Here is a 25,056-nt window from a genome sequence, read left to right on the forward strand (position 1 = left end):
GGTACCCATCGCTGTCAAGGCCTTTGCCTGCTGGGTGGATGGGGCGTACCGTCACGCCTAAACCGGTTTAGCGCGGTGGAACCTCGGGCGGAGGGACATGGGCGGCATGACGGCAGCGGCATCGATGACGGGAGCCGGCTCGGCAGGCGCGCCGAAGCGCGGGCGACCGACCATCTCGGATGTCGCGGCGCACGCCGGCGTCAGCAAGGGCCTCGTCTCGTTCGCGCTCAATGACCGCCCCGGCGTCAGCGCCGAGACGAGGGATCGCATCCTCGCCTCCGCCCAGGAGCTCGGCTGGCGGCCGAGCGTGCGGGCACGCTCGCTCAGCGTCGACCGATCGTTCGCGCTGGGCCTCGTCATCGGACGCAACGCCGATGTCATCGCCGCCGACCCGTTCTTCCACGCGTTCATCGCCGGGGTCGAGAGCGAGTTCTCGATGTCCGGCCAGGTGCTCGTGCTCGCCGCGGCGACCCCGGGCCGGGAGGAGGCCGAGACCTACCGCGGCCTCGCTGCCGACAAGCGCGTCGACGGCGTCATCCTCACCGACCTGCGGGCTGGCGATGAGCGAGTGCCGCTCGTGGTCGAGCTCGGGCTGGCCGCGGTCACGCTCGGCCGCCCCGATCAGGACTCCCCCTTCCCGGCGGTGTCCGTCGACGACGGCGCGGGCATCCGCACCGCCGTCGACCACCTCGCCGCGCTGGGGCATCGTCGCATCGCGCACGTCGCAGGACCCGACACGATGCTCCACGGCCACCGGCGGACCGTCGCGTTCGAGTCCGCCATGCGCGAGGCCGGACTCGACGATCCGATCGTCGTGACGACGGACTTCAGCGCCAGCGAAGGGGCACGGGCCACGCGAGCGCTCCTCGAGCGTGCGGTTCGGCCGACGGCGATCGTGTACTCCAACGATCACATGGCCCTCGCCGGAATCTCCGTCGCCCGCCGCGCCGGCATCGCCGTGCCCGAGGAGCTCTCCGTCACCGGATTCGACAACACCGACTTGGCCGACCACGTCTTCCCCTCGCTGACCTCGGTCGCGACCGATGCCGTCGCCTGGGGTGCCGTGGCCGCCCGCACGCTGCTGTCCTCGATCGCCGGGCACGCGCCGGGCGACGTGCAACTGGATGCACCGCGACTCGTGGTCAGGGAGTCGACGGCGAGACCACCGACCTGACAGCCCAACGCGGCGACCGCCGCACCCGGAAAGGAACGATCATGCGACGACGCATCATCACGACGACCGCGCTCGGGGCGATCGGCCTCCTCGCGCTCTCCGCCTGCAGCGCCGGTGGGAACGAGGGAGGAGGCAACGAGAGCCGCGGCGACATCACGATCTGGTATTCGAACAACGAGGCCGAGATCGAATGGGGCAAGCAGATGGTCGAGGCCTGGAACGCCGACCATCCCGACGAGCAGATCAAGGCCCAGGAGATCCCGGCCGGCGCCTCGAGCGAGGAGACGATCGGCGCGGCGATCACCGCGGGCAATGCGCCCTGCCTCGTCTACAACACCTCCCCCGCCGCCGTGCCCGGCTTCCAGAAGCAGGGCGGCCTCGTGAACCTCTCGGGGTTCGAGGACGGCGACGACTACATCACGGGTCGCTCCGGCGACGTGGCCGACCAGTACCGGTCGAGCGACGGCGACTTCTACCAGATGCCGTGGAAGTCGAACCCGGTGATGATCTTCTACAACAAGGACATGTTCACGCAGGCCGGACTCGACGCTGAGAACCCGCCGCTCGGCACGTACGACGAGTTCCTCGACACCGCACGCACCCTCGTGTCATCCGGTGCGGCGAAGTACGCGATCTGGCCCGCGCCGACGAGCGAGTTCTTCCAGAGCTGGTTCGACTTCTACCCGCTGTACGCGGCGCAGACCGGCGGCACCCAGCTGCTCGAGGACGGCAAGGCGACGTTCAACGACGACAACGGCACGGCCGTCGCCGACTTCTGGGCGACGATCTACTCCGAAGGCCTCGCCGGCAAGGAGGCGTACAACGGCGACGCGTTCGCCGACCAGCAGTCGGCGATGTCCATCGTCGGCCCCTGGGCGATCGAGGTGTACGGCGACAGCGTGAACTGGGGCTCGGTCCCGGTTCCGACGCAGGACGGCATGGATCCGTCGGAGGTGTACACGTTCAGCGACGCCAAGAACATCGGAATGTTCACCGCGTGCAAGAACCAGGCCACCGCGTGGGACGTGCTGAAGTTCTCGACGAGCGAGGAGCAGGATGGCGCCTGGCTCGAGGCGACCGGCCAGATGCCGCTCCGCCAGGACCTCACCGACACCTACCCCGACTACTTCTCGGCCAACCCGGCCTACGAGCAGTTCGGTGACCAGGCCTCCCGCACCGTCGAGGTGCCGAACGTGCCGAACTCGATCGAGATCTGGCAGGAATTCCGCGACGGCTACTCCAAGTCCGTGATCTTCGGCGAGGAGGAGGTCTCCACCTTCCTCGAGAACGCGGCCGACAAGGCCGACTCGCTCGCCTCCGAGGGCTGAGGAGGCTCCTCATGACCGCGGTCAGCTCCGCCCCAGGCGTCGCGGCCGGCACCGGGACGGCGGAGGCCCCGCCGTCCCGGCGCGGCCGCCGCCGGTGGCTCGGCGAGAACCCGCTGGGCCTCCTGTTCAGCGCGCCCTACATCGTGTTCGTGCTCGTCGTGTTCGCGTACCCGATCGTGTTCGTGGTGTGGATGTCGTTCCAGGACTACTTCTTCGCCGCACCGGGCGCCGTCGTCGACCGGCCGTTCGTGGGGTTCGACAACTACGCTGCGGTGCTGCAGGATCCGAAGGTCTGGCAGTCGTTCGGCAACGTCGGGATCTTCCTGCTGATCAACGTGCCGTTGACGGTCGTGCTCTCACTGCTGCTCGCGTACGGCCTGAACACGATCGTGCACGCGGGCATCTTCTTCCGCGTCAGCTACTTCGTGCCGTACGTCACCGCGTCGGTTGCCGTCGTCGCGGTCTGGCTGTTCCTGTTCAGCCAGAACGGGCTCGTAAACCAGATCCTGGGCCCGCTCGCACCCGATCCGTCATGGCTCGTCAGCTCGACGCTCGCGATGCCGACGATCGCGCTCTTCGTCACGTGGAAGGGCATGGCGTTCTACATCCTCCTGTACCTGGCGGCACTGCAGAACGTCTCGAAGGAGCTCTACGAGGCGGCGGCCGTCGACGGCGCGGGCCGGATCCGGAAGTTCTTCTCGGTCACGGTGCCGGGCGTGCGGCCGGCCACCTTCCTGGTGCTGCTCCTCGCCACGATCACGGGCGCCAACCTGTTCACCGAGCCGTACCTGCTGACGAACGGCGGCGGCCCGAACGGCGCGTCCGCGTCACCCGTGCTCCTGATGTACCAGAAGGGCATCGAGCAGGGGAATCCCGATGTCGCCGCGGCGATCGGCGTCATCCTCATCGCGATGGTGCTGGTGATCGCCTGGATCCAGCGCAGGTTCGTAGGAAAGGAAGACTGATGTCTCGGCCCGTGCCACCGGTGCCCACCGACACCGTCGCCGCCGTCACCCAGCGACGCACCTCCAGGCGAGCGCGAGATCCGCAGGCAGCGGGCCGCGCGTCGAAGGTGCTGATGTACGTGGTGCTCGGCCTCGGCGCGTTCACGTTCCTGTTCCCGTTCTACTACATGCTGGTCGGCTCCCTGCAGACGAAGGTCGATCCGACCCTGGCCGGCGCGTTCCCGAGCCCTGGCAACCTGACCGTCGACAACTACGTGGCGATCAACGAGCGGATCAACCTGGCCCAAGGGCTCCTGAACTCGGGAATCTTCACCGGCGGGGTCCTCCTCGGGACCGTCGTGTTCGGCGTCCTCGCCGGGTACGCCCTGGCGATCCTGCACTGGCGCGGGCGCGGCGTGGTGTTCGCCCTCGCGCTGCTCGTCCAGGTGGTGCCGTTCCAGCTCCTGATGATCCCGCTGTACGTGATGATCGCGCGCGATTTCGGGCTCGCCGACTCGTACGGCGGCATGATCCTGCCGTTCTTCATCAACTCGACGGCGGTGATCATCTTCCGGCAGTACTTCGTGCAGCTGCCCAAGGAGCTCTGGGAGGCCGCCCGCATCGATGGCGCGAGCGAATTGCGCGTGCTGTGGAGCGTCGCCCTGCCGCTCGTGCGTCCGGCGGTGCTCACGACGATCATCCTCTCGTTCATCGGTCCGTGGAACGAGTTCCTGTGGCCCTTCCTCATCACGAAGGAGGCCGCGCTGCAGCCGCTCGCCGTGTCGCTGGCCAACTTCATCTCGAACATCGCCGCGTCGGTCGCGAACCCGTTCGGGGCGATGATGGCGGGTGCCGTGGTGCTCTCGATCCCGGCGATCGTGCTCTTCCTGTTCTTCCAGAGGTACTTCGTGTCGACCGACCTCGGCTCGAGCGTGAAGGGATGACCATGGTCACCGAAACCGTTCCGTACACGCTGAGCCGGGTCGGCGTCGTGATGACGCCGCTGCCCGACGAGCCGCTCGAGGCCGAGGGCGTGCTGAACCCGGCATCGGGCCGCGCACCCGACGGCACGCTCTACCTGCTCCCCCGGCTCGTCGCCGAGGGCAATGTCTCACGCGTCGGCCTGGCGCGAGTCGTGGTCGAGGCGGGCATCCCCGTCGGCGTCGAGCGCGAGGGCATCGTGCTCGAGCCCGACCGGGGTTGGGAGCGCGGCGTTGGCAACGCCGGCGTCGAGGACCCGCGCACGACGTGGATCGATGCGCTCGGGCTCCACGTCATGACCTACGTCGCGTACGGCCCCCTCGGCCCGCGCACCGCGATCGCGGTCTCGACGGACCTGCGCGAGTGGCGGCGACTCGGGCCCGCCCTGTTCGCATACGACGACGCGCTCGACATGGACCTCAACCTCTTCCACAACAAGGACACGACGTTCTTCCCGGAGCCCGTCACCGCGCCTGACGGCACGACGAGCCTCGCCGTGCTGCACCGCCCGATGTGGGACCTCGGGGAGACCAAGCCCGGCCAGGGCGTGCGCGCGCCCGCGGGCGTCAGCGACATCCGCCAGTCGATCTGGATCAGCTACGTGCCGCTCGACGCGGTGCTCGACGACGTGTCGGCGATCACGTTGTGGCGGCAGCATCGTTTCGTGGCCGGTCCGGAGTACGCGTTCGAGGAGCTCAAGATCGGGGGCGGGCCGCCGCCGTTGCGCGTGCCGGAGGGCTGGCTCCTGCTGCACCATGGCGTGACCGGCGTGCTCGACAGCGCGTTCGCCCAGCAGCAGCACGTGAACTACGCCGCGGGTGCGATGATCCTCGACCCCGAGGACCCGAGCACGGTGCTCGCGCGCACGCCCGCGCCGCTGCTCGCGCCCGAGACCGAGGAGGAGCGCAGCGGCATCGTCCCGAACGTCGTCTTCCCGACCGCCATCGAGGAGATCGACGGCGTGCACTACGTGTTCTACGGCATGGCCGATTCGAAGATCGGGGCCGCACGCCTCGACCGCACCGGAGGAGGAGCGGAATGACCCGGACTCACACGCGCGAGGTCCCACGACACTCGCGAACGGCGGTCTGGACGGCCGTCGTCGCACTGGCCGCCGGGGTGATCGGCGGCGCGTCACCGGCCGTGGCCGCCGAACCCGCGCCGCTGACCAACCTCGCGCATCTCGACTTCCTGATGGACACCGTCTCGCCCGACGAGGTGGACGGTCACACGACCTACCGGCTCGCCGAGGAGCCGGACCTCACGATGCCGTGGACCTACGCGGACGCGCGCCCCGGCGGCACGTTCGAGCGCGTCGGCGGCGGCGGCCTGGTCGACCCGGTCACGGGTCACTGGGGCCAGGGCGCATACAACGCCGACGACATCTCCCGGGCGGCGGTGGTGTACCTGCGGCACTGGCAGCTCACGGATGACGCGACGAGCCGGCAGACCGCGTACGAGCTGCTGCGCTCGCTCGCCTACGTGCAGACCGTCGAGGGCCCGAACGCCGGCAACGTGGTGCTGTGGATGCAGCCCGACGGCGAGCTCAACCCCAGCGCCGAGCCCGTCGAGCTGCCCGATCCCTCCGACTCGGGTCCGAGCTACTGGCTGGCCCGCACGCTGTGGGCCTTCGGCGAAGGGTACGCGGCCTTCGCCGCGAAGGGCGCCGATCCCGCCTTCACGGCATTCCTCGGCGAGCGGATGTCGCTGGCCCGGGATGCCGTCGATCGGCAGGTGCTGACGAACTACGGCGAGTTCGGCACGGCCGACGGCATGCGGGTGCCGCTCTGGCTGATCGTCGACGGCGCCGACGCGAGCGCCGAGGCAGTGCTGGGCCTGTCGGCCTACGTCGAGGCGGCGCCGGATGACGCGGCCGCCGCGGACACGCTCGCGAAGCTCGCGGAGGGCATCGCGCTGATGTCCGCAGGCGACGTGCGCGAGTGGCCGTACGGCGCCATCCTGCCGTGGGCGCAGTCGCGCTCGATGTGGCACGCGTGGGGATCGCAGATGCCGGCCGCGCTCGCGGAGGCGTCCGACGTGCTCGGCGACACGTCGCTCCTCGAACCGGCCGTGCTCGACTCGTCGTCCTTCACGCCGACGCTGCTGACGGCCGGTGGACCCGACAACGGCTGGTTCCCGACGCCGGCCGACCGCGTCCAGATCGCGTATGGAGCCGATTCGCGCGTGCAGTCGCTGCTCTCGGTCGCGGACGCCTCGGGATCGACCGGGTTCGCGGAACTCGCCGCCATCCAGGCCGCCTGGTTCTTCGGCGCCAACCGAGCCGATGAGGCGATGTACGACCCGGCGACGGGCGTGACCTACGACGGCATCCAGCCCGATGGCACCATCAACCGCAACAGCGGCGCCGAGAGCACGATCCACGGCCTGTTGACCATGCTCGCGCTCGACGCGCGTCCCGAGCTCGCCGAGCGTGCGACGTCGGTCGACCACGTCGCCTCGCGACACGGCCTCACCACGGTCGAGGCGGAGGATGCGGTCTCAACGACCGGCATCGTCGTCGCGCCGGAGTCCGCGTGGACGGGTGAATCGCTCTACTCCGGGTCGACGCTCGTGCTCGATCGCCGCGACACGGCGACGTTCGACCTCGGCGTGGACGAGGTCGACCGGTGGGTCGAGCCCGTCGCGTGGATCCCCGAGGACGGGACCGCCCGATCGATCTGGCAGAGCGACGGCACGGGTCTCGGTTCGCTCGACGGTCGGGGCGAGCCGCAGGGCATCAGCCCGGTGCCCGGCGTGCTCCTTCCGCGCGTGCTCCAGGGCGTCGTCGACGCGTCGGAGTCCACGGTGACGGCTCGCGTCGTCAAGGATGCGGTGACGCTCGACGCGCTCATCGTGCGTCCGGTCGTGTCGCGCCTGCTCCTCGAAGGCGAGGGCGGTGCGACCGAGTTGGTGCACTCGTCGGCACGATCGCCGCAGCGGGTGCCGATCGGGTTCGAGGACCGGCTGTCCACCGCGAACCTGTATGACTCGGAGGGACGCCTGGTGTCGGCCGCGGATCTCGACGGCGCCGGGACGATCCGGATTCCGTCAGGCGGCTTCGCCGTCGTCTCCACCGACGAGGCGGGGTGATGCCTGAAGCGGACGAACCCGAGGGCCCCTCGCGATGAGGGGCCCTCGGCGTTGCTGCTCGCAGCATGGGCCGGTGCGACCGGTCTAGCGGTCGGGGCTGTCCCGACGCAGCGTGGGGTCGACGTCCGGGTCGACCACGTCGGTCATGAGCGGCTCCCCTTCCGGACGAGCGGTTCTCGCGCGGGCGGCGGGGTCGTCGACCGCAGGAACGGTGTCGACCGGCGTGATCACCTCGACATCGGTCTCCACGACGTCGGTGTCGGACGACTTCCTGCCGGCCGTCGCCGCCGCGGCACCTGCGGCCGCCGCAGCCGCGGCGACCCCGGCGGCCACAACCTTGCCGGACACGCCGGCCTTGCCCGAGTCACCGCGTGACGCGTCCGCGTCCTCGATCCCCGGAGTCCCCGGGACGTTCTCGATGGTGCCCCGCCAGGCTCCGGAGGCGTAACCCTCGGACTCGACGAGTTCCTTGAAACGCTCGAGGTCGTTCTTCGTCTGGTGGTCGACCACGTTCAGCTTGTCACCCACCTTCTCGACGAGGCCCTCGGGCTCGTACTCCAACGTCAGCCGTACGGACGTCTGGCCGCCGCCGAGGTCCTCGAACGTGACCTCGCCGGCGTTCGTCGCGCCCTCGGTCGCAGCCCACGAGACCTTGGTGTCCGGCACCTGCTCGAGGATCCTCGCCTCCCACTTCCGGCGGACGCCGGCGAGGTCGGCGACCCACTCGAGCCGGTCGTCGCTCAGTTGGGTGACCTTCTTGATGCCGTGCATGAAGTGCGGGAAGTCCTCGAACTGGGTCCACTGGTTGTAGGCCACGCTGACCGGGACGTTCACGAGGATCCTGTGTTCGACCTTCGTCATGGGTGTCTCCTTCACTTCGTCGAGGTGGGACGGGTAGTCGCCGCCACCTGCGAAGGAGCGTACGTCCGGCGTGAAGGCGGCATCAGCCCCTTGCGCTCGCACCGGATAACACTCGGGAAGCGCGTCCGAAGCGTGCTGGCCGAGCTCGACGGGTGAAACGCGAACGGCCCGGAACGCGCGGGTTCCGCGACGTTCCAGGCCGTTCCTCGGTCGGGATGACAGTGTGTGGTTTCAGGACATCGTTGACGGGTGTGTCGGGACATCGACGACATGTCGGATGTGTCGGGACATCGTTGACGGCCTCGACGATGGGGCATGTCGAGAGGGAACCGGAATCGTGTCATCGCCCACGCCATCGTCGACGGCGGCTTGACCGCCGCGGACGCCGCCGCCCGGTTCGGGATCAGCCGGCAATGGGCGACCACGCTCGCGAACCGGTACCGGGAAGGCGGCGACGACGCGCTCGAGCCACGCTCCCGCAAGCCACGGCGATCACCGACGCGTACCACCGAAGGCACACGGCAGCGGATCCTGACGCTTCGAACCGAACTGGCCCGCGCCGGACTCGATGGCGGCGCCGAGTCGATCCGCGATCGGCTGACTCGCACCGGTGAGAAGGCCCCGAGCGTGTCCACGATCTGGCGGATCCTGCGCGCTGAGGGCGTCGTGACCCCGCAACCGCAGAAACGGCCGCGGTCCTCGATCATCCGGTTCGAAGCCGTCCAGCCGAACGAGACCTGGCAGTCCGACTTCACGCATTGGCCCCTCGCCGACGGCACCGACGTGGAGATCATCTCCTGGCTGGACGATCACTCCCGCTACCTTGTGCGCATCAGCGCGCACGCCCGCGTGACCGGCCCGATCGTGGTCGCCACCTTCACCAGCGCCGCGGATATGCACGGGCTGCCCGCGTCCACCCTGACCGACAACGGCATGGTCTACACCACCCGGTTCGCCCGCGGCGGCAGCGGACCGAACGGGTTCGAGACCCTGCTCGGCCGGCTCGGGATCACCCAGAAGAACGGCTCCCCCGCGCACCCGCAGACCCAGGGCAAAATCGAACGCTTCCACCAGACCCTCAAGCAGTGGCTCCGACGGCAACCGCCCGCCGACACGATCCAAGCCCTGAACCAGCAGCTCGAGCACTTCCAGGAGCTGTACAACGAGCACCGCCCGCATCGCGCGATCGACCGAAGCACCCCCGGCGAGGCGTACCGGTCGCTCCCGAAAGCCGAACCCCGACTCCGCCACGGCGACGAGCACTGGCGGGTCCGCTACGACACCGTCGACAACGTCGGCACGATCACCATCCGCTACGCCGGCCGACTCCGACACCTCGGCATCGGCCGCGCCCACGCCGGCACCCCCGTCATCCTGCTCGTGAACGGGCCGGAAACCCTCGTCACCGCCAGGCACACCGGCGAACTCCTCGCCGAACACGTCATCGATCCCGGCCGCGACTACCAACCCCGGAAACGACAGAAGCCCCTCCCGAAGGAGGGGCTTCATGTCAACGATGTCCCGGAACATCTGTAAACGATGTCCCGACACATCACATCGGTCGGGATGACAGGATTTGAACCTGCGACCCCCTGACCCCCAGTCAGGTGCGCTACCAAGCTGCGCCACATCCCGTTGCTCCCGCGTTCCGCCGGAGACAACTTGACCATCATAGCCGCATACGGAGGCGTGCTCATGCACGGCCCCCGGCGCCGCGCCATCCGTCGCCCGCCGAAGACGCAGTCAGATGTGCTCGCGCACCGCCGCCATGAACCCGGTCGGGTCGTCGACCCAGATGCGAACGTCGTCCACGAGGTGCTCGCCGCCCTTGGGCGCGGTGCCGGGCAGCCGCACGGGGGTCGGTCGTTCGAGTTCGATGCGGATGACCGTCTCGTCCTGCATGCGCAGCGACAGCGTGCGCGCGCCATCCGCCTCGGTGATCTTCGGGGTCTTCGGCTCGTCGACGCGGCGCTCGCGGGCGACCGAGGCGATGTCGTCCCATGAGAGCAGGATGTCGGTCTCGAGCCCTTCGCGCACGCGGATGCCGTCGGGGCCGACGGTGTGCGGGCGCATGAGGTAGCCGAACAGGAGCCCCAGCATCCAGGTCAGCCCCCAGATGCCCAGGGCGAGCACGGCGATGCGGACCGCCGGCCACCGGTGCACGATGAGGTCGAGGATCGGGATCTCGACCGCGGACAGGACGATGAAGATCCACAGGATGGTCAGCACCGGTCGGTGGTAGCCGAAGCCCGCCGCGCCGGGCGCGATCGCGGGCCGGCGCATGAGGAACCGCCCGATGTTGGCGTAGATCCGCAGCTCGACGCGGAGCGCCCGGAGCAGGGTGACGCCGAGGCGGCGGGCGGCGGATGGCGCGGTTCGCTCGCGCAGTTCGACGCTCATGCCGATTCGTGCTCGGTCGTCCCGCGCGTCGTCGAGCGGTGCGCCGTCGCGCGGCCCGTCTCCGCGGCGGCGACGAGTTCGCCCAGCCGGGCCGCGATCGCCTCGGCGCCCCGCACGAACGCCTCGCGGTCGGATGGCGCGACGGCATCGAGCAGCGTCTGGGAGAGCTCCTCGTGGTCGCGCTGCATCTCGCGCATGAGCTGGGCGGATGAGGGCGTGAGCGAGACCAGGACCGCGCGGCGGTCGGTCGGATGCGGGGCGCGGTGGACGTAGCCCGACGCCTCGAGGGCGTCGACGAGTCCGGTGATGTTGCGAGGGCTCACCTCGAGGCGCCGTGCGAGCGCCTGCTGGGTCGAGGGTCCCTCGTGAGCGAGGTCCCAGAGCACGCGCGTGCGCGCCGCCGAGAGCGACGTGCCGGCGAACTCGCGCGCCATGTCGCGCTGGAAGAGCTCGCTGATCTCGAGAAGCCGGTCGAGCACGGTCGGTTCGGGCGCCATGTCTTGATCATACTTCATCGTTACCTAGATTCACGAGTGAGCCGCGGGCCCCACGAGCAGCCTCTCCGCGAACCGTCGCGACCCAGTACGCTGCGCGCATGCCCATCCCGAAGCCCGGTCCCGTCGCCGCATGGTTCAATCGCGTGCCGTCGTACCTCTACCGTGCGCATCTCGGCGCGATCATGGGTCCGCGGTTCGTCATGCTGACGACCGTCGGCCGCCGGTCGCGAGCCGTGCGGCGCACCGTCGTCGAGGTGTTCGCGCGGGGCGAGACGCCGGGCCGTGACGGGCTGCCGGTGCTCCACGTCGTCGCGAGCCGTGGCGCGCGCAGCGACTGGTACGCCAACGCGACGTCGATGGGTCGGATCCGGGTCGATTGGATGGATCGGCGAGGCCGCGCGGATGTGCATCGGCTCGACATCGACGACCGCGTGCACCTGCTCACCCGATACGCGAGCGACCATCCGAAGGCGGCCGCGATGCTGGTGAAGGGCGTCCTCGACGAGCCCTCGACGGCCGGAACCGAGCAGATGCGACGGCTCGCGGCCGCGGTCCGGGCGCTCCGGCTCGAGCCGGCCGGCGGCGCGATCACCGACGGGTCGACGGCCGACTCGGATGTCGCACCCCGGCGGTAGCGTCGGCATATGGCGAACGACACGATCACCGCAGCGACGGCGCTGCGGATCATCCCGGCCGGCGAGGCACCCTTCGCCGACGTCGAGTCGGTGTTCGGCACTCGGGGCGACCCCGCCGGGTGCTGGTGCCAGTGGTACAAGCTCGGCCGCGCCGACTTCCAAGCTGCCGGGCGCGACGTCCTGCGCGAACGCCTGGCCGCGCAATTGTCCGAGCCCGGTCCTGGGCCCGGACTGTTGGCCTATGACGGCGACACCCCGGTCGGCTGGTGCGCGGTCGAGCCGCGTCCCGCGCTTCCCCGACTGGCGCACAGCCCGGTCGGCTCGGCTTCCCCCGACGACGATTTCGACGATGCGACCGTCTGGTCGGTCTCGTGCTTCGTGATTCCGCGCGCGTTCCGGCGTCGGGGCGTCGCGGGTGCACTCGCCCGAGCCGCGGCCGACTACGCGCGCGACCAGGGCGCGCGTGTGCTCGAGGCGTATGCCGTCGACCCGGCCGCTCGAGACGGCAAGCCGCCCGCGGCCGACCTGTTCCCCGGCACGGTCTCGATGTACCTGGCCGCGGGCTTCCACGAGGTCTCACGGCCGAAGCCCCACCGCGCGGTGATGCAGCTCGAGATGCGCGACTGAACCCAGGGGCTCAGCGCTTCCGCCACGCGTCCACGGCATCCCGCAGATCGTCGATGGCGTCGTCCAGGTCCTTCAGCCGGGCGCGGGCCCGTTCGTCGGCCGCCGCCGCAACCGCCTCGAACGCCGCCGACGGCTCCCCCGCGTGCGCGGCGTGTGCGCCGGCCCGACGCACGTGCTCGGCGAACAGCACCTCGTCACGGTGATCGCCCAGCACGTCGTGCAGCGACTCCCCCGCCTCCGCGAGGCGCGTCGCCCGATCGCCGAACAGCGCGAGCGGCTCGTCGACGACCGCCTCGGCCGCATAGCGCAGCCGACGGCCGGCCTTCCGCACCTCGTGCAACGCCTCGGGCTCCCGATCCTTGCCGAGTCGATCGGCACGCTTGAGCGCCCTCCGCGCCTCATGCGCGATCAGGTCGCCCAGCACGGGCTTGGCCTCGCGCGAGGCGAGCGGAGTGAACGACGGTGACGCGAGGAACGTGGCGAGCAGTTCCCTGCGCGCCTCCGCGCGCGGCATCCCCTGTCGCTCGACGAACCGCGCGTGCGCGAGGCGATGCGCGTCGATCTCGGCGTCGATGAGTCGCTGCCGCACCTCCGCCGCCTGCTCGGGCTCGGCGACCACGTCGCGCTGCGGGTCGTGCTCGGCCGCGTCCTCGAGAGTCCGCTGGGCGACCTGCATGCGCACCTCGATGTCCCGCACCGTGCCGAGCTCTCGACCGTACTCGCCGTACCGGCGTCGCAGCGCGACCGTCGCGGAGGGATCGAACAGCGGACCGAACGCCGCGAGCAGGCTGCGAAGCCGACGAACGTGCGTGCGCAGTTGATGCACGGCGTCGGGCTCATCAGCCACGGCCGTCGGCTCGAGTTGGGCCATCCGCTCGCCGATGGCCCGCAGCGCCGCGAGCGCGGCGGCACCGGCATCGGCATCGTCGGGGATGGATGCGATGGACTCGACCTCGGCGTCCGCCATGCGCCCATGCTACGGGGCCGACGGATGGCCTCAGCGGGACTCGCAGATGACCACGGGGATGTCGCGCCGCGTGCGGCGCTGGTAGCGCGCGTAGCCGGCGTACGCGGTGACGATACGCGGCCACAGCACCGCCTTCTCGGCCGGGCTCGCCGTCCGCGCACGCACCGCCCGCGTCCCCTCGCGAAGGTCGAGCACGGCCTCGGGCGATGCGACGAGGTTGAGGTACCAGGCCGGGTGCCGATCCGAGCCGCCCTTCGAGGCGACGAGGACGACGCGGTCGGCCTCGACGATCGGCGCCGAGAGCATCGTCGTGCGCGGCTGGCCGGAGTGGCGCCCGGTCGTGTGCAGCCGCACGGTGGGCATCCCGCCGATGCGCCAGCCGACCCGCCCACGGGTGACGCCGAGCACCCAGCGATGGAAGCGCGAGAGCGCAGCGATCGTCCGATCGCCGAGGATCCCGCCGCGCGAGGCCATGCGTCGAGCCTATGCCCGCCGATCGGAGCGAGCGGATGCAAGGTCCTCGCCCGCGAGCGGCCGAGCAGGGCAGGATGGGGCCGTGAACGCACCCCCGACGATCGCACCGCCACTGCCTGGCCGGGTCCTGGTCGAGCAGCACTGGCGCGACCTCGTCTTCCTGCACTGGCGGGTCGCGCCCGAGCGCGTCGCGTCGTACCTGCCGAAGGGCACCCGCCCCGACGTGATCGACGGAGCGACCTGGGTGGGGCTGATCCCGTTCGTGCTCTCGGACACGCGCTTCCCGCCGCTGCCCGCCCTGCATCGCCTCGGCACGTTCGTCGAGGTCAACGTGCGGCTCTACGCCCGCGACGACCTCGGCCGTCGCGGAGTGGTCTTCCGCACCCTCGAAGCGGGGCGCCTGCTCCCGGTCGTCGCCGCACGCATCGGCTTCGGGCTCCCATACCACTGGGCTCGCGCGAGCGTGACGCGGCGAGCGGATGCCGCGGGCATCGAGCTCGAGTTCACGAGCCGTCGCCACGGACTCCGGAGGCCGTCCACCCGCATCCGGGCCCGTCTCGGCGCGCCCGTCCCGCGGGACGCACCCGACGCCGAGCTGGCCGCGTTCCTCACCGCCCGCTGGGGATACCACGAGCAGCACCTCGGACGCACGATGTGGGCGCGGAACACCCACGCGCCGTGGCCGCTCCTGCGGGCGGAGCTGCTGCACCTCGACGACCAGCTGCTCGCGGCGTCCGGTTTCCCGGAACTCGCGGGGCGCCCGCCCGACTCCGTCCTCGCCTCGTCGGGCGTCCGCACGGCGTTCAGCCGGCCGCGCCCGCTCGAGGCGCGCAGCTGGGCGTTGCCGGCGATCAGGGTGCGCCGACCCGCACGCGCTTGATCCGCGACGTACGACCACGCACGATCTCGACCTCACGGCGCGGTACGCCGAAGTGCGCGGCGATCGCCGCGACCACGCCCGCGTTGGCCGCTCCGTCGATCGCGCGCTCCCGCACGTGCACGGTCAGCGACGCGGCAGGGTCGTCGGGCGTCGACTCGACGAGCGGCCCGCGGCGGCTGCCCGGCTTGACGCGCACGGTCAACTCCATCAGCTGGACGGCGTTCGCCACATCCGCCTCACCGCCGACTAGCGCTGCCGCCGCTCGCGCACGCGCATGTTGGTCACGATCGGCGTGCCGACGAAGCCGTAGATCTCACGCAGGCGCCGCTGGATGAACCGGCGGTATCCCGGGTCGAGGAATCCGGTGGTGAAGAGCACGAACGTCGGCGGCCGTGTGGATGCCTGCGTGCCGAACAGGATACGGGGCTGCTTGCCGCCGCGCAGCGGGTGCGGGTGCGCCTGCACCAGCTCGGTGAGGAACGCGTTGAACTTGCCCGTCGGGATGCGGGTGTCCCACGACTCGAGCGCGGTCTCGAGGGCGGGCACGAGCTTCTCGAGGTGACGACCGGTCTTGGCGGAGATGTTCACGCGCGGCGCCCACTGCACGTGATGCAGGTCCTGCTCGATCTCGCGTTCGAGGTAGCGACGACGGTCGTCGTCGAGGAGGTCCCACTTGTTGTACGCGAGCACCAGAGCACGGCCCGACTCGAGCACGAGGTCGATGATGCGCACGTCCTGCTCGGAGATCGGCTGCGAGACATCCAGCAGCACCACCGCGACCTCGGCCTTCTCGAGGGCGGCCTGGGTGCGCAGCGACGCGTAGAAGTCGGCGCCCTGCTGCAGGTGCACGCGGCGTCGGATGCCTGCGGTGTCGACGAAGCGCCAGATCTTGCCGCCGAGCTCGATCTGCTCGTCGACGGGGTCGCGCGTGGTTCCGGCGAGCTCGTTGACCACCACGCGCTCCTCGCGCGCGGCCTTGTTGAGCAGGCTCGACTTGCCGACGTTCGGCCGGCCGAGGATCGCGACGCGGCGCGGGCCGCCGAACTCCTCCTTCGCCACGGCGGAGACCTGCGGGAGCACCGTGAACACCTCGTCGAGCAGGTCGGCGACACCGCGCCCGTGCAGCGCCGAGACCGGGTGGGGCTCCCCGAGTCCGAGGTTCCAGAGCGCCGCGGCCTCGGGCTCCTGGCGCGCGTCGTCGACCTTGTTCGCGACGAGGAACACGGGCTTCTTGGTCTTGCGGAGCAGTCGCACGACGTGCTCGTCGGTCGCGGTCGCCCCGACCGTGGCGTCGACGACGAACAGCACGACGTCGGAGAGGTCGATCGCGACCTCGGCCTGGGCGGCCACCGATGCGTCGATGCCGCGCGCGTCGGGCTCCCACCCGCCCGTGTCGACGAGCGTGAACCGCCGGTCGAGCCACTCGCCCTTGTACGACACGCGGTCGCGCGTGACGCCCGGCGTGTCCTCGACGACGGCCTCGCGGCGACCGAGGATGCGGTTCACGAGCGCGGACTTGCCGACGTTCGGACGCCCGACGATCGCGATGACCGGCAGGGCGGGCAGGTAGCGGATGCCCTCCTCGCCCTCCTCGGAGAGCTCGAGCAGCCCGAGGTCCTCATCGTCGAGCTCGTAGTCCTCGAGCCCGGAGCGGAGGGCGGCCGCGCGCTGCTCGGCGAGGTCGTCGTCGACGTCGGCGAGGCGATCGGCGAGGTCGTCGTCGGTCGCGTCGTACTCGTCGTCGCGGTCGGTCATGGCGTCTCCTGGATGGTCTCGGGGTCGCGCACGCGAGTGCACAACCTGTCTATTCAACCAGCACGAACCTGAGCGTCGCGGATGACGTCGAGGACCGCCTGCACGGTCTGGTCGAAGTCGAGGTCGGTCGAGTCCACGGTCGTGACGCCCTCGGCGGCGTTCATGAAGTCGACGACCTTCGAGTCGGCCCGGTCGCGCGCCTGCAACTGCGCGCCGGTCGCCTCAGCGGAATGGCCGACGAGCTCCTTCGAGCGCCGCGCCATCCGGGTCTCTTCGGATGCGGTGAGGAGGATGCGCACCGGCGCGTCGGGCGCGACGACCGTCGTGATGTCGCGCCCCTCGACGACGATCCCCTCGCGCTTCTCGGCCGCGATGATCGCGCGGAACACCTCGATGAGGTGCGCGCGCACCTCGGGCACGCGCGCGACGGCACTCACGATGGCCGTGACGGACGGCTCGCGGATCGCGTCGGTGACGTCCACCCCGCCCACGTGCACGGCGTAGCCGTACGGGTCGGTGCCGATGCGGTAGTCGAACGAGCCGAGCGAGGCGACGACGGATGCCGCGTCCTCGGTGTCGACGCGCGAGGCCGCCGCGTGCCACGCGAGCGCCCGGTACGCGGCCCCCGTGTCGAGGAAGCCCCAGCCGAGCCGGCGGGCGGCCTCCTTGGAGACGCTCGACTTGCCGCTGCCGGCAGGGCCGTCGACGGCCACGACGAACGGGTACGCGATGGGGTGGGGTCGGTGCTGCATCATCCTGCGATCCGCCAGCCGCGTTCGGCCAGCTCGGTGGTGAGTCGGTCGGCCGCCTCGGGCAGTACGGCGATCTCTGCGAGGCCGACCTGACGGCCGGGCGAGTGCTCGAGGCGGAGGTCTTCGAGGTTCACGCCGATCTCGCCGACCTCGGCGAGCAAGCGGGCGAGCTGGCCCGGGCGATCGTCGACCATGACGATGACCGTCGTGAAGCGCTTGTCGGTGCCGTGCTTGCCGGGCAGTCGCTCGACGCCCGTGTTGCCGCCCGTGAGCTCCTCGGCGACGCGGCGCCGGGCGCCCGGCGCGGCCGGATCGGCCAGCGCGCCGATGAACCGGTCGAGATCCTCGCGGTAGGCGAGCAGGATGTCGCGGACGGGCGCCGCGTTGGCGCCGAGGATCTGCACCCACAGGTCGGGGTCGCTCGCTGCGATGCGCGTGACGTCGCGCACGCCCTGGCCGGCGAGGCCCAGCGCGGCGTTCGGAGCGTCGATGAATCGGCGGGCCATGATGCTCGCGACCACTTGGGGCACGTGCGAGATGAGCGCGACGCCGCGGTCGTGCTCCTCGGGGGTCATCTCGACGAGCGTCGCGCCGAGGTCGAGGATGAGGTCGTCGATGGCGCTCGCACGCCGGTAGCTGATCTCGTCGTGCGCGGCGACCACCCAGGGCCGACCCGCGAAGAGGTCGGCGCGTGCCGCGAGCGGTCCGCCGCGCTCGCGCCCCGCGAGGGGGTGCGAGCCGATGTACCGGGAGACGTCGGCGCCCGCCTCGACGAGCTCGGCGAGGATGCCGGCCTTGACGCTCGCGACGTCGGTGACGATGGCGTCGGGGAACGCCGCGAGCTCGTCGGCGATGACGCGGGCCGTGACATCCGGCGGCACCGCCACCACGATGAGCTGGGGCTCGTCGCCCGCCTGGGCCGGCCGGCCGGCGCCGAGATCGACCGCGATCGCGACGTGCGTGGGCGAGGCGTCGGCGAGGATCACGTCGATCCCGCGCGCCCGGAGCCCGAGCGCGACGCTCGTGCCGAGCAGGCCGGCGCCGACGACGCGGACCGGCCCGATCAGCCGTGATTCGACCACGTCAGCGCGCACCCTTCCGGCCGGCGTCCGCCGCCCGGGCGATGGTCAGGAGCTGGCCGAGTTCGATCTTAGACAACTCGCGGATCGCGCCGGACCTCAGGGTGCCGAGGTGGAGCGGCCCGAACTGGCGGCGCACGAGCTCGACCACCGGGTGGCCCACGGCGTCGAGCATTCGTCGCACGATGCGGTTGCGTCCGGAGTGCAGCGTGATCTCGACCATCGTGTGACCCGAATCGCCCTGCGCCTGGAGGATCTTGGCGCGGTCGGCGCGGATGGGACCGTCCTCGAGCTCGACGCCGCGCTTGAGCTGCTGGAGCGTCTGCGGCGTCATCCGCCCTCGCACCTTCGCGATGTACGTCTTCTCGACGCCGAACGACGGGTGGGCGAGCACGTGCGCCAGCTCCCCGTCGTTCGTGAGGAGCAGCAGGCCGCTCGTGTCGCCGTCGAGCCGGCCGACGTTGAACACGCGGACCCCGAGGTCGTCGGTGAACCGGCGCAGGTCGGGCCGGTCCTGCTCATCGCGCATGGACGAGACCACGCCGCGCGGCTTGTTCAGCATGAAGTAGCGCTTGTCCTGGTCGAGCTGCACCGCGGTGCCGTCGACTGCGACCTTGTCGGCCACGGGGTCGATGCGCGTCCCGAGCTCGGTCACCACGCGGCCGTTCACCTCGACGCGGCCCGCGACGATGAGGTCCTCCGCGACGCGGCGGCTGGCGACGCCCGCGGCCGCGAGCGCCTTCTGCAGGCGGACGCCCGCGGGCAGGTCGCCCGTGGGGCCGCCGGGGCCCTCGGGCGCATCAGAGGTGGTCACGTTCGAATCCCTCCTGCCCGCCGTCGAGCAGCGGTGAGATCGGCGGCAGGTCGTCGAGCGACGCGATGCCGAGGTTGGTCAGCAGCAGGTCGGTCGTGCCGTACAGGATCGCGCCGGTCTCCTCGTCGGTGTCGACCTCGGTGATGAGGCCCCGGCCGAGCAGCGTGCGCACGACCGAGTCGACGTTGACCGCGCGGATCGATGCGATGGACGACCGCGAGATCGGCTGCTTGTACGCGATCACGGCGAGCGTCTCGAGCGCGGGCTGCGACAACCTGGTCGAGGTCTGGGCCAGCACCGCGCTCGTGATGAGGGCGTCGTACTCCTCGCGCGCGTAGAACCGCCATCCGCCGCCGACCTCGCGCAACTCGAAGGCGCGACGGATGCCTCCGGCCGCCGCAGCCTGCCCGCCGGCATCGGTGCGCGGCTCACCCGAGGGCGCTCCCCCGTCGTAGTCCGCGCGCAGGCGCGCGATCGCGGCCTTCACCTCGGCGATGGGGCGGGCGACGGCCGCCGCGAGGTGCACGAGGCTCTGCGGCTCGTCGGCCACGAAGAGCAGGGCCTCGAGCGCGCGGTCGAGGTCGAGGCGCGGCTGGCCCGGCACGTCGAGCGGCGTGACGACCGACACCTCCGGTCCCACCGCGGCATCCGTCTCACTCGTCATAGTCGGCTCCCAGGCTCTCGAGGCTGTCGTCGGACCAGTGCTCGTTCGCGGCCCAGCGCAGGGTCAGCTCGCCGAGCGGCTCGAGCTGCTCGAAGCCGATCGCAGCGTGGCGGTACAGCTCGAGCACCGCGAGGAACCGCGCCACGACGATACCGGTTCGATCGACGCCCGCGATGAGCTGCCGGAACGTCACGGGGTCGCCGCGTCGCAGCACCGCCACGACGTGGGCCGCCTGCTCGCGGATGGACACGAGCGGCGCGTGCAGGTGATCGAGCCCGACCATGGGCACCTCGCGCGGGGTCAGCGCCAGCAGCGCGAGTGCACCGAAGTCCTCGGCGCCGAGCGTCCAGCGCAGTTCGGGCACCCGTTGGCGGAACCGCTCCTCGAGTCGGACCGTGCGCGCATGCCGTGCGGACTCGGCATCGATGCGGCCGCCGAACCAGCGCGCGGCCTCCTTGAACGCGCGGTACTGCAGCAGGCGCGCGAACAGCAGGTCGCGCGCCTCCAGCAGGGCGACATCCTCGGCGTCGACGAGCTCGCCCTGCGGCAGGAGCCCCGCCACCTTCAGGTCGAGCAGCGTCGCCGCGACGACGAGGAACTCGCTCGCACGATCGAGGTCCTCGTTGGTCTCGATGCCGCGCAGGTACGCGATGAAGTCGTCGGTCACGGCCGACAGCGACACCTCGGTGATGTCGAGCTCGTGCTTCGCGATCAGCGAGAGCAGCAGGTCGAACGGGCCCTCGAAGTTCGACAGGGCGACGCGGAACTCGGGACCGGACTCGGCCTCGCCCACCGCACCATCCGGCCCCTGGCTCGGCTCGTCGCCCGGGCCGCGCAGTTCGTCCGCCTCGTCGGCCATCGGATGGCCTCCCGCTGCCGCCCTCGGCTCAGGCGACCGCGCCACGGTCGACCAGCTCCCTGGCGAGCTGCCGATACGCCCGCGAAGCCGGGTGGTCGGGCGCGAACTCGGTGATGGGCGTCGCGGCCACCGTGGCGTCGGGGAACTTCACGGTGCGAGTGATCACCGTCTCGAGCACCTTGTCGCCGAACGCGTCGACCACCCGCTCGAGCACCTCGCGCGAGTGCAGCGTGCGCGCGTCGTACATCGTCGCGAGGATGCCGTCGAGCGTGATCGCGGGGTTGAGCCGGTCGCGCACCTTGTCGATCGTCTCGATGAGCAGCGCGACGCCGCGCAGGGCGAAGTACTCGCACTCGAGCGGAATGACCACGCCGTGGCTCGCCGTGAGCGCGTTCACGGTGAGCAGCCCGAGCGAGGGCTGGCAGTCGATGAGGATCACGTCGTAGTCGCCGGAGACCTTGCGCAGCACGCTGCCGAGGATCTGCTCGCGGGCGACCTCGGTGACGAGGTGGACTTCGGCGGCCGACAGGTCGATGTTCGCCGGGATCACGTCGAGGCCCTCGACGTTCGTCCTCTGGATCGCGTCGGCCGGCGTGATGTTGCGCGAGAGGAGCAGGTCGTAGATCGTCGGCACGTCGTGGGTCTGCACTCCCAGCCCGGCCGAGAGCGCACCCTGCGGGTCGAAGTCGACGGCGAGCACGCGGCGGCCGTAGTCGGCGAGTGCCGCGCCGAGGTTGATCGTCGTCGTGGTCTTGCCGACGCCGCCCTTCTGGTTGCACAGCGCGATGATGCGGGCCGGACCGTGCGAGCGCAGCTCGGGCGGCTCGGGGAACTCGCGTGCGGGACGACCGGTGGGACCGAGATCCGACTCCAGCGTGGCGGTGCCGTCCGCCGGGTCGTACATCTCGTGGGTCACGGTTCGGTCTCTCTCCGGTCGTCGGCTGCGATGGCTTGGTCGATTCTAGCGAGCACGAGGGTGCGCGGCCGTGTACATCTCGCGGAGTGTATCGGCTGTGACCAGCGTGTAGATCTGGGTGGTCGCGACCGACGCGTGCCCGAGCAGCTCCTGCACGACGCGCACGTCGGCGCCGCCCGAGAGCAGGTGGGTCGCGAACGAGTGCCGCAGGGTGTGCGGTGACACGGATGCCGCGACGCCGGCCCGCTCCGCGGCATCCTGCAGCACCTGCCAGACGGCCTGCCGCGACATCCGTCGCCCGCGCACGCCGAGGAACAGCGCGGGTGTCGCCGTTCCCCGGGCGGAGAGCACGGGACGCGACCGGACGAGGTACGCGTCGAGTGCGCGGCGCGCGTAGCTGCCCACCGGCACGATGCGCTGCTTGCCGCCCTTGCCGAACAGCCGCACGACCTCGTCGTCGACCAGGTCGTCGACGTTGAGCGCGGTCGCCTCGGAGACGCGTGCGCCGGTTGCGTAGAGCAGTTCGAGCAGCGCGACGTCGCGGAGCGCCGTGACCTCCTCGCCGACCCCGGCCGCCGCGATGATCGCCGCGACCTGCTCGACGGGGAGCGCCTTGGGCAGCCGCATGGGCAGCTTGGGCGGGCGGAGGTCCTTCGCCGGGTCGGTGGGCGTGCGCCCCTCCTCGGCGAGGAAGCGGTGCAGGCCACGCACCGACGAGAGCACGCGCGCGACGGATGACACGGCGAGCGCGGGCCGGCGCTCGGCGCCGAGGTACCGCGCGAACGCCGAGAGCTCGGCCTCGCTCACACGCTCGGGGCCGGCGATCGCCCGCTGTTCGAGCCATCCCTCGTAGATCGCGAGGTCGCGCCGGTACGAAGCGAGGCTGTTGCGCGCGAGGCCGCGTTCCACGGTGAGGTGCCGCAGGTAGTCGTCGACCGCGCGCGAGCTCACCCGGCGGCCGGCCTCTGCGACGGATGCGCAGGCCACGCGACGTCCGCGGCCGCGAGGCCCGACCAGCCGCGCCCGCGCGCGACCTGCGCGGCCAGGACGCCGATCGTGAGCGACGGGTTGCCGACGCGCCGCTCGAGCACCGCGTCGACGCATTCGTCGAGCGGGACCCACCGGACCTCCATGTCGGCCTCCTCATCGACGCGGGCATGCACCTCGGGGGCGTCGGCGAGGCCGCGCGCGAGGTAGATGCGGATCGCCTCGCTGCTGCCGCCGGGCGTCGTGAAGTAGTCCGCGAGCACGGCCCAGTCGGACGCGACCAGGTCGGCCTCCTCGGCCAGCTCGCGCTTCGCCGCGTCGAGCGGGGACTCGTGCGCGACGTCGAGCAGCCCCGCGGGGATCTCCCAGTCGCGCGCCCTGACCGGGTGGCGGTACTGCTTGATCAGGAGCACGCGGTCGTCGTCGTCGAGCGCGACCACCGCGACCGCGCCGGGGTGGTCGACGTACTCGCGCACGATGCTCGCCCCCTCGTCGCCGTAGCCCAGGGTGTCGCGACGCACGTCCCAGATGCGGCCCTCGAAGACCGTCTCGCGCTCGGCGACGGGCAGTTCGACGTACTCGTCGACCGGGTCGCGCACGTCAGGCATTGCTCACGTCGAAGAGCAGGCTCGCCTGCTGGCGTTCGAGCGCCGCGCCGACGAGACCCCGGAACAGCGGGTGCGCGTCGTTCGGACGGCTGCGCAGCTCGGGGTGCGCCTGCGTCGCGACGTAGAACGGGTGCACGTCGCGCGGCAGTTCGACGAACTCGACGAGGTGACGGCTCGGCGACATGCCCGAGAACACCAGGCCCGCCTCCGCGATGCGGTCGCGGTAGGCGTTGTTGACCTCGTAGCGGTGGCGGTGCCGCTCGGAGACCTCGGTCTCGCCGTACAGCTCGGCGACGATGGAACCCTCGTCGAGCTTGGCCGGGTAGAGGCCGAGGCGCATCGTGCCGCCGAGGTCGCCGCCCGCGATGATCTCGACCTGCTCCTCCATCGTCGCGATGACGGGGAACTCGGTGTCGGGGTCGAACTCGCTCGATGAGGCGCCGGGGAGCCCGACGACGTTGCGCGAGTACTCGATGACCATGCACTGCAGGCCGAGGCAGAGGCCGAGCGTCGGGATGCCGTTCTCGCGCGCGAAGTGCAGCGCGCCGAGCTTGCCCTCGATGCCGCGGACGCCGAAGCCGCCGGGCACGAGGATCCCGTCGAGGTGGCCGAGCTTCTCCTTGGCGCCCTCGGGCGTACGGCACTCGTCGGACGCGATCCACTCGATGTTGACCTTGGTGTCGTGGGCGAACCCGCCGGCACGCAGCGCCTCGGTCACCGAGAGGTAGGCGTCGGGCAGGTCGATGTACTTGCCCACGAGGCCGATCGTCACCTCGTGCTTGGGATCGTGCACGACGCGCAGCAGGTCGGACCACCCCGACCAGTCGACGTCGTTCGCCTTGGCGTCGAGTCCGAGGGCGTCGATGAGGTACGCGTCCAGGCCCTGGTCGTGGAGCATGGTCGGGATGTCGTAGATCGACGGCACGTCGACCGCGTTGACGACCGCGGCCTCGTCGACGTCGCACATGAGCGCGATCTTGCGCTTGTTCGACTCGGTCACGGGACGATCGCTGCGCAGCACGAGCGCATCGGGCTGGATGCCGATGGAGCGGAGCGCGGCGACCGAGTGCTGCGTGGGCTTCGTCTTCTGCTCACCCGAGGCGCCCATGAACGGCACGAGCGACACGTGGACGAAGAACACGTTCTTGCGGCCGAGCTCGTGGCGCACCTGACGGGCCGACTCGATGAACGGCTGCGACTCGATGTCGCCGACGGTGCCGCCGATCTCGGTGATGATCACGTCGGGCTTGGGGCTCTCGGAGGCCTGCAGCCGCATCCGGCGCTTGATCTCGTCGGTGATGTGCGGGATGACCTGGACGGTGTCGCCGAGGTACTCGCCGCGGCGCTCCTTGGCGATCACGGTGGAGTAGATCTGGCCGGTCGTGACGTTGGCCGCCTGCGACAGGTTGATGTCGAGGAACCGCTCGTAGTGCCCGATGTCGAGGTCGGTCTCGGCGCCGTCGTCGGTGACGAAGACCTCGCCGTGCTGGAACGGGTTCATCGTGCCCGGGTCGACGTTGAGGTAGGGGTCGAGCTTCTGCATCACCACCCGCAGGCCCCGAGCCGTGAGGAGGTTGCCCAGGCTGGCCGCCGTGAGTCCCTTGCCCAACGAGGAAACGACGCCACCAGTCACGAAGATGTGCTTGGTCACGCCGTTGGTCAGTTCAGTGTTCGAAATGTGAGCTCCGCGATCATCCACCACGGGCTTGTAGTCTATCCGACTCCCGGCTGGGAACACCCCGACACTCGGCGGGCATCTCGAAC

26 protein-coding genes and 1 tRNA gene are annotated in these 25,056 nt (G+C 70.8%); 10 read left to right on the forward strand and 17 right to left on the reverse strand.

The window, feature by feature from the left end:
- The first annotated feature begins 106 nt into the window (after positions 1–106).
- From BLT99_RS06980 to BLT99_RS07005, 6 genes are all read left to right on the forward strand, one after another.
- Positions 107–1,174, forward strand: a complete 1,068-nt coding sequence (locus tag BLT99_RS06980; RefSeq protein WP_229724832.1) for a LacI family DNA-binding transcriptional regulator — start codon at positions 107–109, stop codon at positions 1,172–1,174.
- 41 nt (positions 1,175–1,215) lie between these two features.
- The gene (locus tag BLT99_RS06985; protein ID WP_092670458.1) at positions 1,216–2,502 is read left to right on the forward strand and encodes an extracellular solute-binding protein; all 1,287 of its coding nucleotides are present in this window, start codon (positions 1,216–1,218) and stop codon (positions 2,500–2,502) included.
- Positions 2,503–2,513: 11 nt separating this feature from the next.
- Complete coding sequence (locus BLT99_RS06990) at positions 2,514–3,467, forward strand: carbohydrate ABC transporter permease (RefSeq protein ID WP_092670460.1); 954 nt, start codon at positions 2,514–2,516, stop codon at positions 3,465–3,467.
- Positions 3,468–3,580: 113 nt separating this feature from the next.
- Positions 3,581–4,390 carry a carbohydrate ABC transporter permease gene (locus BLT99_RS06995; RefSeq protein WP_229724848.1) on the forward strand — a complete coding sequence of 270 codons (810 nt, stop codon included), beginning with the start codon at positions 3,581–3,583 and terminating at the stop codon, positions 4,388–4,390.
- A 2-nt stretch (positions 4,391–4,392) separates the two neighbouring features.
- On the forward strand, positions 4,393–5,469 hold the full coding sequence (locus BLT99_RS07000; RefSeq protein WP_092670464.1) for a glycoside hydrolase family 130 protein: 1,077 nt from the start codon (positions 4,393–4,395) through the stop codon (positions 5,467–5,469).
- On the forward strand, positions 5,466–7,517 hold the full coding sequence (locus tag BLT99_RS07005) for a hypothetical protein (protein WP_092670465.1): 2,052 nt from the start codon (positions 5,466–5,468) through the stop codon (positions 7,515–7,517). The genes BLT99_RS07000 and BLT99_RS07005 overlap by 4 nt, the downstream gene beginning before the upstream one ends.
- An 84-nt stretch (positions 7,518–7,601) precedes the next feature.
- Here the strand turns inward: BLT99_RS07005 and BLT99_RS07010 are convergent, their stop codons facing one another.
- Positions 7,602–8,378 carry an SRPBCC family protein gene (locus BLT99_RS07010; RefSeq protein WP_092670467.1) on the reverse strand — a complete coding sequence of 259 codons (777 nt, stop codon included), beginning with the start codon at positions 8,376–8,378 and terminating at the stop codon, positions 7,602–7,604.
- Between the two features lie 315 nt (positions 8,379–8,693).
- Between BLT99_RS07010 and BLT99_RS07015 the strand changes: the two genes are divergently transcribed.
- On the forward strand, positions 8,694–9,914 hold the full coding sequence (locus tag BLT99_RS07015) for an IS481 family transposase (RefSeq protein ID WP_092670470.1): 1,221 nt from the start codon (positions 8,694–8,696) through the stop codon (positions 9,912–9,914).
- A gap of 25 nt (positions 9,915–9,939) precedes the next feature.
- Here the strand turns inward: BLT99_RS07015 and BLT99_RS07020 are convergent.
- From BLT99_RS07020 to BLT99_RS07030, 3 genes are all read right to left on the reverse strand, one after another.
- Positions 9,940–10,013: transfer RNA gene (locus BLT99_RS07020), tRNA-Pro, on the reverse strand.
- A 108-nt stretch (positions 10,014–10,121) separates the two neighbouring features.
- Positions 10,122–10,778 carry a hypothetical protein gene (locus BLT99_RS07025; protein ID WP_092670472.1) on the reverse strand — a complete coding sequence of 219 codons (657 nt, stop codon included), beginning with the start codon at positions 10,776–10,778 and terminating at the stop codon, positions 10,122–10,124.
- Positions 10,775–11,275, reverse strand: a complete 501-nt coding sequence (locus BLT99_RS07030; RefSeq protein ID WP_092670474.1) for a MarR family winged helix-turn-helix transcriptional regulator — start codon at positions 11,273–11,275, stop codon at positions 10,775–10,777. Before BLT99_RS07030 ends, BLT99_RS07025 begins: the two co-directional genes overlap by 4 nt.
- Positions 11,276–11,373: 98 nt before the next feature.
- On the opposite strand from BLT99_RS07030, the gene BLT99_RS07035 reads away from it, so the two are divergent.
- Together BLT99_RS07035 and BLT99_RS07040 are read left to right on the forward strand one after the other, a co-directional pair.
- A complete protein-coding gene (locus BLT99_RS07035; RefSeq protein ID WP_092670476.1) occupies positions 11,374–11,910 on the forward strand; it encodes a nitroreductase family deazaflavin-dependent oxidoreductase in 537 nt (178 codons plus the stop codon).
- Positions 11,911–11,919: 9 nt separating this feature from the next.
- Complete coding sequence (locus BLT99_RS07040) at positions 11,920–12,537, forward strand: GNAT family N-acetyltransferase (protein ID WP_092670478.1); 618 nt, start codon at positions 11,920–11,922, stop codon at positions 12,535–12,537.
- A 10-nt stretch (positions 12,538–12,547) separates the two neighbouring features.
- Here the strand turns inward: BLT99_RS07040 and BLT99_RS07045 are convergent, their stop codons facing one another.
- Entirely contained in the window at positions 12,548–13,504 is a 957-nt protein-coding gene (locus BLT99_RS07045; protein WP_092670480.1) for a CHAD domain-containing protein, read from the reverse strand.
- A gap of 30 nt (positions 13,505–13,534) precedes the next feature.
- Positions 13,535–13,978: a nitroreductase/quinone reductase family protein gene (locus BLT99_RS07050; RefSeq protein ID WP_092670482.1), complete on the reverse strand. Its 444-nt coding sequence runs from the start codon at positions 13,976–13,978 to the stop codon at positions 13,535–13,537.
- A gap of 82 nt (positions 13,979–14,060) precedes the next feature.
- On the opposite strand from BLT99_RS07050, the gene BLT99_RS07055 reads away from it, so the two are divergent.
- Positions 14,061–14,858, forward strand: coding sequence for a YqjF family protein (locus tag BLT99_RS07055; protein ID WP_229724834.1), 798 nt, complete (start codon positions 14,061–14,063; stop codon positions 14,856–14,858).
- On the opposite strand, the gene BLT99_RS07060 is transcribed toward BLT99_RS07055, so the two are convergent.
- From BLT99_RS07060 to BLT99_RS07110, 11 genes are read right to left on the reverse strand one after another with little or no spacing between them, the layout of a single operon-like run.
- A complete protein-coding gene (locus tag BLT99_RS07060; RefSeq protein WP_092675780.1) occupies positions 14,830–15,066 on the reverse strand; it encodes a DUF167 domain-containing protein in 237 nt (78 codons plus the stop codon). The two genes, BLT99_RS07055 and BLT99_RS07060, sit on opposite strands and share 29 nt — an antisense overlap.
- Before the next feature lie 38 nt (positions 15,067–15,104).
- Positions 15,105–16,613, reverse strand: coding sequence for a ribosome biogenesis GTPase Der (der, locus tag BLT99_RS07065; RefSeq protein WP_092670486.1), 1,509 nt, complete (start codon positions 16,611–16,613; stop codon positions 15,105–15,107).
- Between the two features lie 53 nt (positions 16,614–16,666).
- Positions 16,667–17,368, reverse strand: coding sequence for a (d)CMP kinase (cmk, locus tag BLT99_RS07070; protein WP_229724835.1), 702 nt, complete (start codon positions 17,366–17,368; stop codon positions 16,667–16,669).
- Positions 17,365–18,447 carry a prephenate dehydrogenase gene (locus BLT99_RS07075; RefSeq protein WP_229724836.1) on the reverse strand — a complete coding sequence of 361 codons (1,083 nt, stop codon included), beginning with the start codon at positions 18,445–18,447 and terminating at the stop codon, positions 17,365–17,367. The genes cmk and BLT99_RS07075 overlap by 4 nt, the downstream gene beginning before the upstream one ends.
- A 1-nt stretch (position 18,448) precedes the next feature.
- Positions 18,449–19,258 carry a pseudouridine synthase gene (locus BLT99_RS07080; protein ID WP_229724837.1) on the reverse strand — a complete coding sequence of 270 codons (810 nt, stop codon included), beginning with the start codon at positions 19,256–19,258 and terminating at the stop codon, positions 18,449–18,451.
- The gene (gene scpB, locus BLT99_RS07085) at positions 19,245–19,922 is read right to left on the reverse strand and encodes an SMC-Scp complex subunit ScpB (RefSeq protein WP_092670488.1); all 678 of its coding nucleotides are present in this window, start codon (positions 19,920–19,922) and stop codon (positions 19,245–19,247) included. Before scpB ends, BLT99_RS07080 begins: the two co-directional genes overlap by 14 nt.
- Positions 19,912–20,781 (reverse strand): segregation and condensation protein A, encoded by an 870-nt coding sequence (locus BLT99_RS07090; protein WP_092670490.1) that lies wholly within the window; start codon positions 20,779–20,781, stop codon positions 19,912–19,914. Before BLT99_RS07090 ends, scpB begins: the two co-directional genes overlap by 11 nt.
- A gap of 28 nt (positions 20,782–20,809) precedes the next feature.
- On the reverse strand, positions 20,810–21,685 hold the full coding sequence (locus BLT99_RS07095; RefSeq protein ID WP_092675793.1) for a ParA family protein: 876 nt from the start codon (positions 21,683–21,685) through the stop codon (positions 20,810–20,812).
- 57 nt (positions 21,686–21,742) lie between these two features.
- Entirely contained in the window at positions 21,743–22,648 is a 906-nt protein-coding gene (xerD, locus tag BLT99_RS07100) for a site-specific tyrosine recombinase XerD (protein WP_092675796.1), read from the reverse strand.
- Positions 22,645–23,292, reverse strand: coding sequence for an NUDIX domain-containing protein (locus BLT99_RS07105; RefSeq protein ID WP_092670492.1), 648 nt, complete (start codon positions 23,290–23,292; stop codon positions 22,645–22,647). The genes xerD and BLT99_RS07105 overlap by 4 nt, the downstream gene beginning before the upstream one ends.
- A complete protein-coding gene (locus BLT99_RS07110; protein ID WP_157674956.1) occupies positions 23,285–24,943 on the reverse strand; it encodes a CTP synthase in 1,659 nt (552 codons plus the stop codon). The genes BLT99_RS07105 and BLT99_RS07110 overlap by 8 nt, the downstream gene beginning before the upstream one ends.
- Between the last annotated feature and the right edge of the window lie 113 nt (positions 24,944–25,056).

The sequence above is a fragment of the Agromyces flavus genome (genome assembly GCF_900104685.1).
Classification (GTDB): Bacteria; Actinomycetota; Actinomycetes; order Actinomycetales; family Microbacteriaceae; genus Agromyces; species Agromyces flavus.

Bases quoted from the DNA above. Each gene is read 5' to 3' on its own strand.
- BLT99_RS06980 (WP_229724832.1), top strand. From the start codon at position 107: ATGACGGCAGCGGCATCGATGACGGGAGCCGGCTCGGCAGGCGCGCCG.
- BLT99_RS06985 (WP_092670458.1), top strand. From the start codon at position 1,216: ATGCGACGACGCATCATCACGACGACCGCGCTCGGGGCGATCGGCCTC.
- BLT99_RS06990 (WP_092670460.1), top strand. From the start codon at position 2,514: ATGACCGCGGTCAGCTCCGCCCCAGGCGTCGCGGCCGGCACCGGGACG.
- BLT99_RS06995 (WP_229724848.1), top strand. From the start codon at position 3,581: ATGTACGTGGTGCTCGGCCTCGGCGCGTTCACGTTCCTGTTCCCGTTC.
- BLT99_RS07000 (WP_092670464.1), top strand. From the start codon at position 4,393: ATGGTCACCGAAACCGTTCCGTACACGCTGAGCCGGGTCGGCGTCGTG.
- BLT99_RS07005 (WP_092670465.1), top strand. From the start codon at position 5,466: ATGACCCGGACTCACACGCGCGAGGTCCCACGACACTCGCGAACGGCG.
- BLT99_RS07010 (WP_092670467.1), bottom strand. From the start codon at position 8,378: ATGACGAAGGTCGAACACAGGATCCTCGTGAACGTCCCGGTCAGCGTG.
- BLT99_RS07015 (WP_092670470.1), top strand. From the start codon at position 8,694: ATGTCGAGAGGGAACCGGAATCGTGTCATCGCCCACGCCATCGTCGAC.
- BLT99_RS07025 (WP_092670472.1), bottom strand. From the start codon at position 10,778: ATGAGCGTCGAACTGCGCGAGCGAACCGCGCCATCCGCCGCCCGCCGC.
- BLT99_RS07030 (WP_092670474.1), bottom strand. From the start codon at position 11,275: ATGGCGCCCGAACCGACCGTGCTCGACCGGCTTCTCGAGATCAGCGAG.
- BLT99_RS07035 (WP_092670476.1), top strand. From the start codon at position 11,374: ATGCCCATCCCGAAGCCCGGTCCCGTCGCCGCATGGTTCAATCGCGTG.
- BLT99_RS07040 (WP_092670478.1), top strand. From the start codon at position 11,920: ATGGCGAACGACACGATCACCGCAGCGACGGCGCTGCGGATCATCCCG.
- BLT99_RS07045 (WP_092670480.1), bottom strand. From the start codon at position 13,504: ATGGCGGACGCCGAGGTCGAGTCCATCGCATCCATCCCCGACGATGCC.
- BLT99_RS07050 (WP_092670482.1), bottom strand. From the start codon at position 13,978: ATGGCCTCGCGCGGCGGGATCCTCGGCGATCGGACGATCGCTGCGCTC.
- BLT99_RS07060 (WP_092675780.1), bottom strand. From the start codon at position 15,066: ATGGAGTTGACCGTGCGCGTCAAGCCGGGCAGCCGCCGCGGGCCGCTC.
- der (WP_092670486.1), bottom strand. From the start codon at position 16,613: ATGACCGACCGCGACGACGAGTACGACGCGACCGACGACGACCTCGCC.
- cmk (WP_229724835.1), bottom strand. From the start codon at position 17,368: ATGATGCAGCACCGACCCCACCCCATCGCGTACCCGTTCGTCGTGGCC.
- scpB (WP_092670488.1), bottom strand. From the start codon at position 19,922: ATGACGAGTGAGACGGATGCCGCGGTGGGACCGGAGGTGTCGGTCGTC.
- BLT99_RS07090 (WP_092670490.1), bottom strand. From the start codon at position 20,781: ATGGCCGACGAGGCGGACGAACTGCGCGGCCCGGGCGACGAGCCGAGC.
- BLT99_RS07095 (WP_092675793.1), bottom strand. From the start codon at position 21,685: ATGTACGACCCGGCGGACGGCACCGCCACGCTGGAGTCGGATCTCGGT.
- BLT99_RS07105 (WP_092670492.1), bottom strand. From the start codon at position 23,292: ATGCCTGACGTGCGCGACCCGGTCGACGAGTACGTCGAACTGCCCGTC.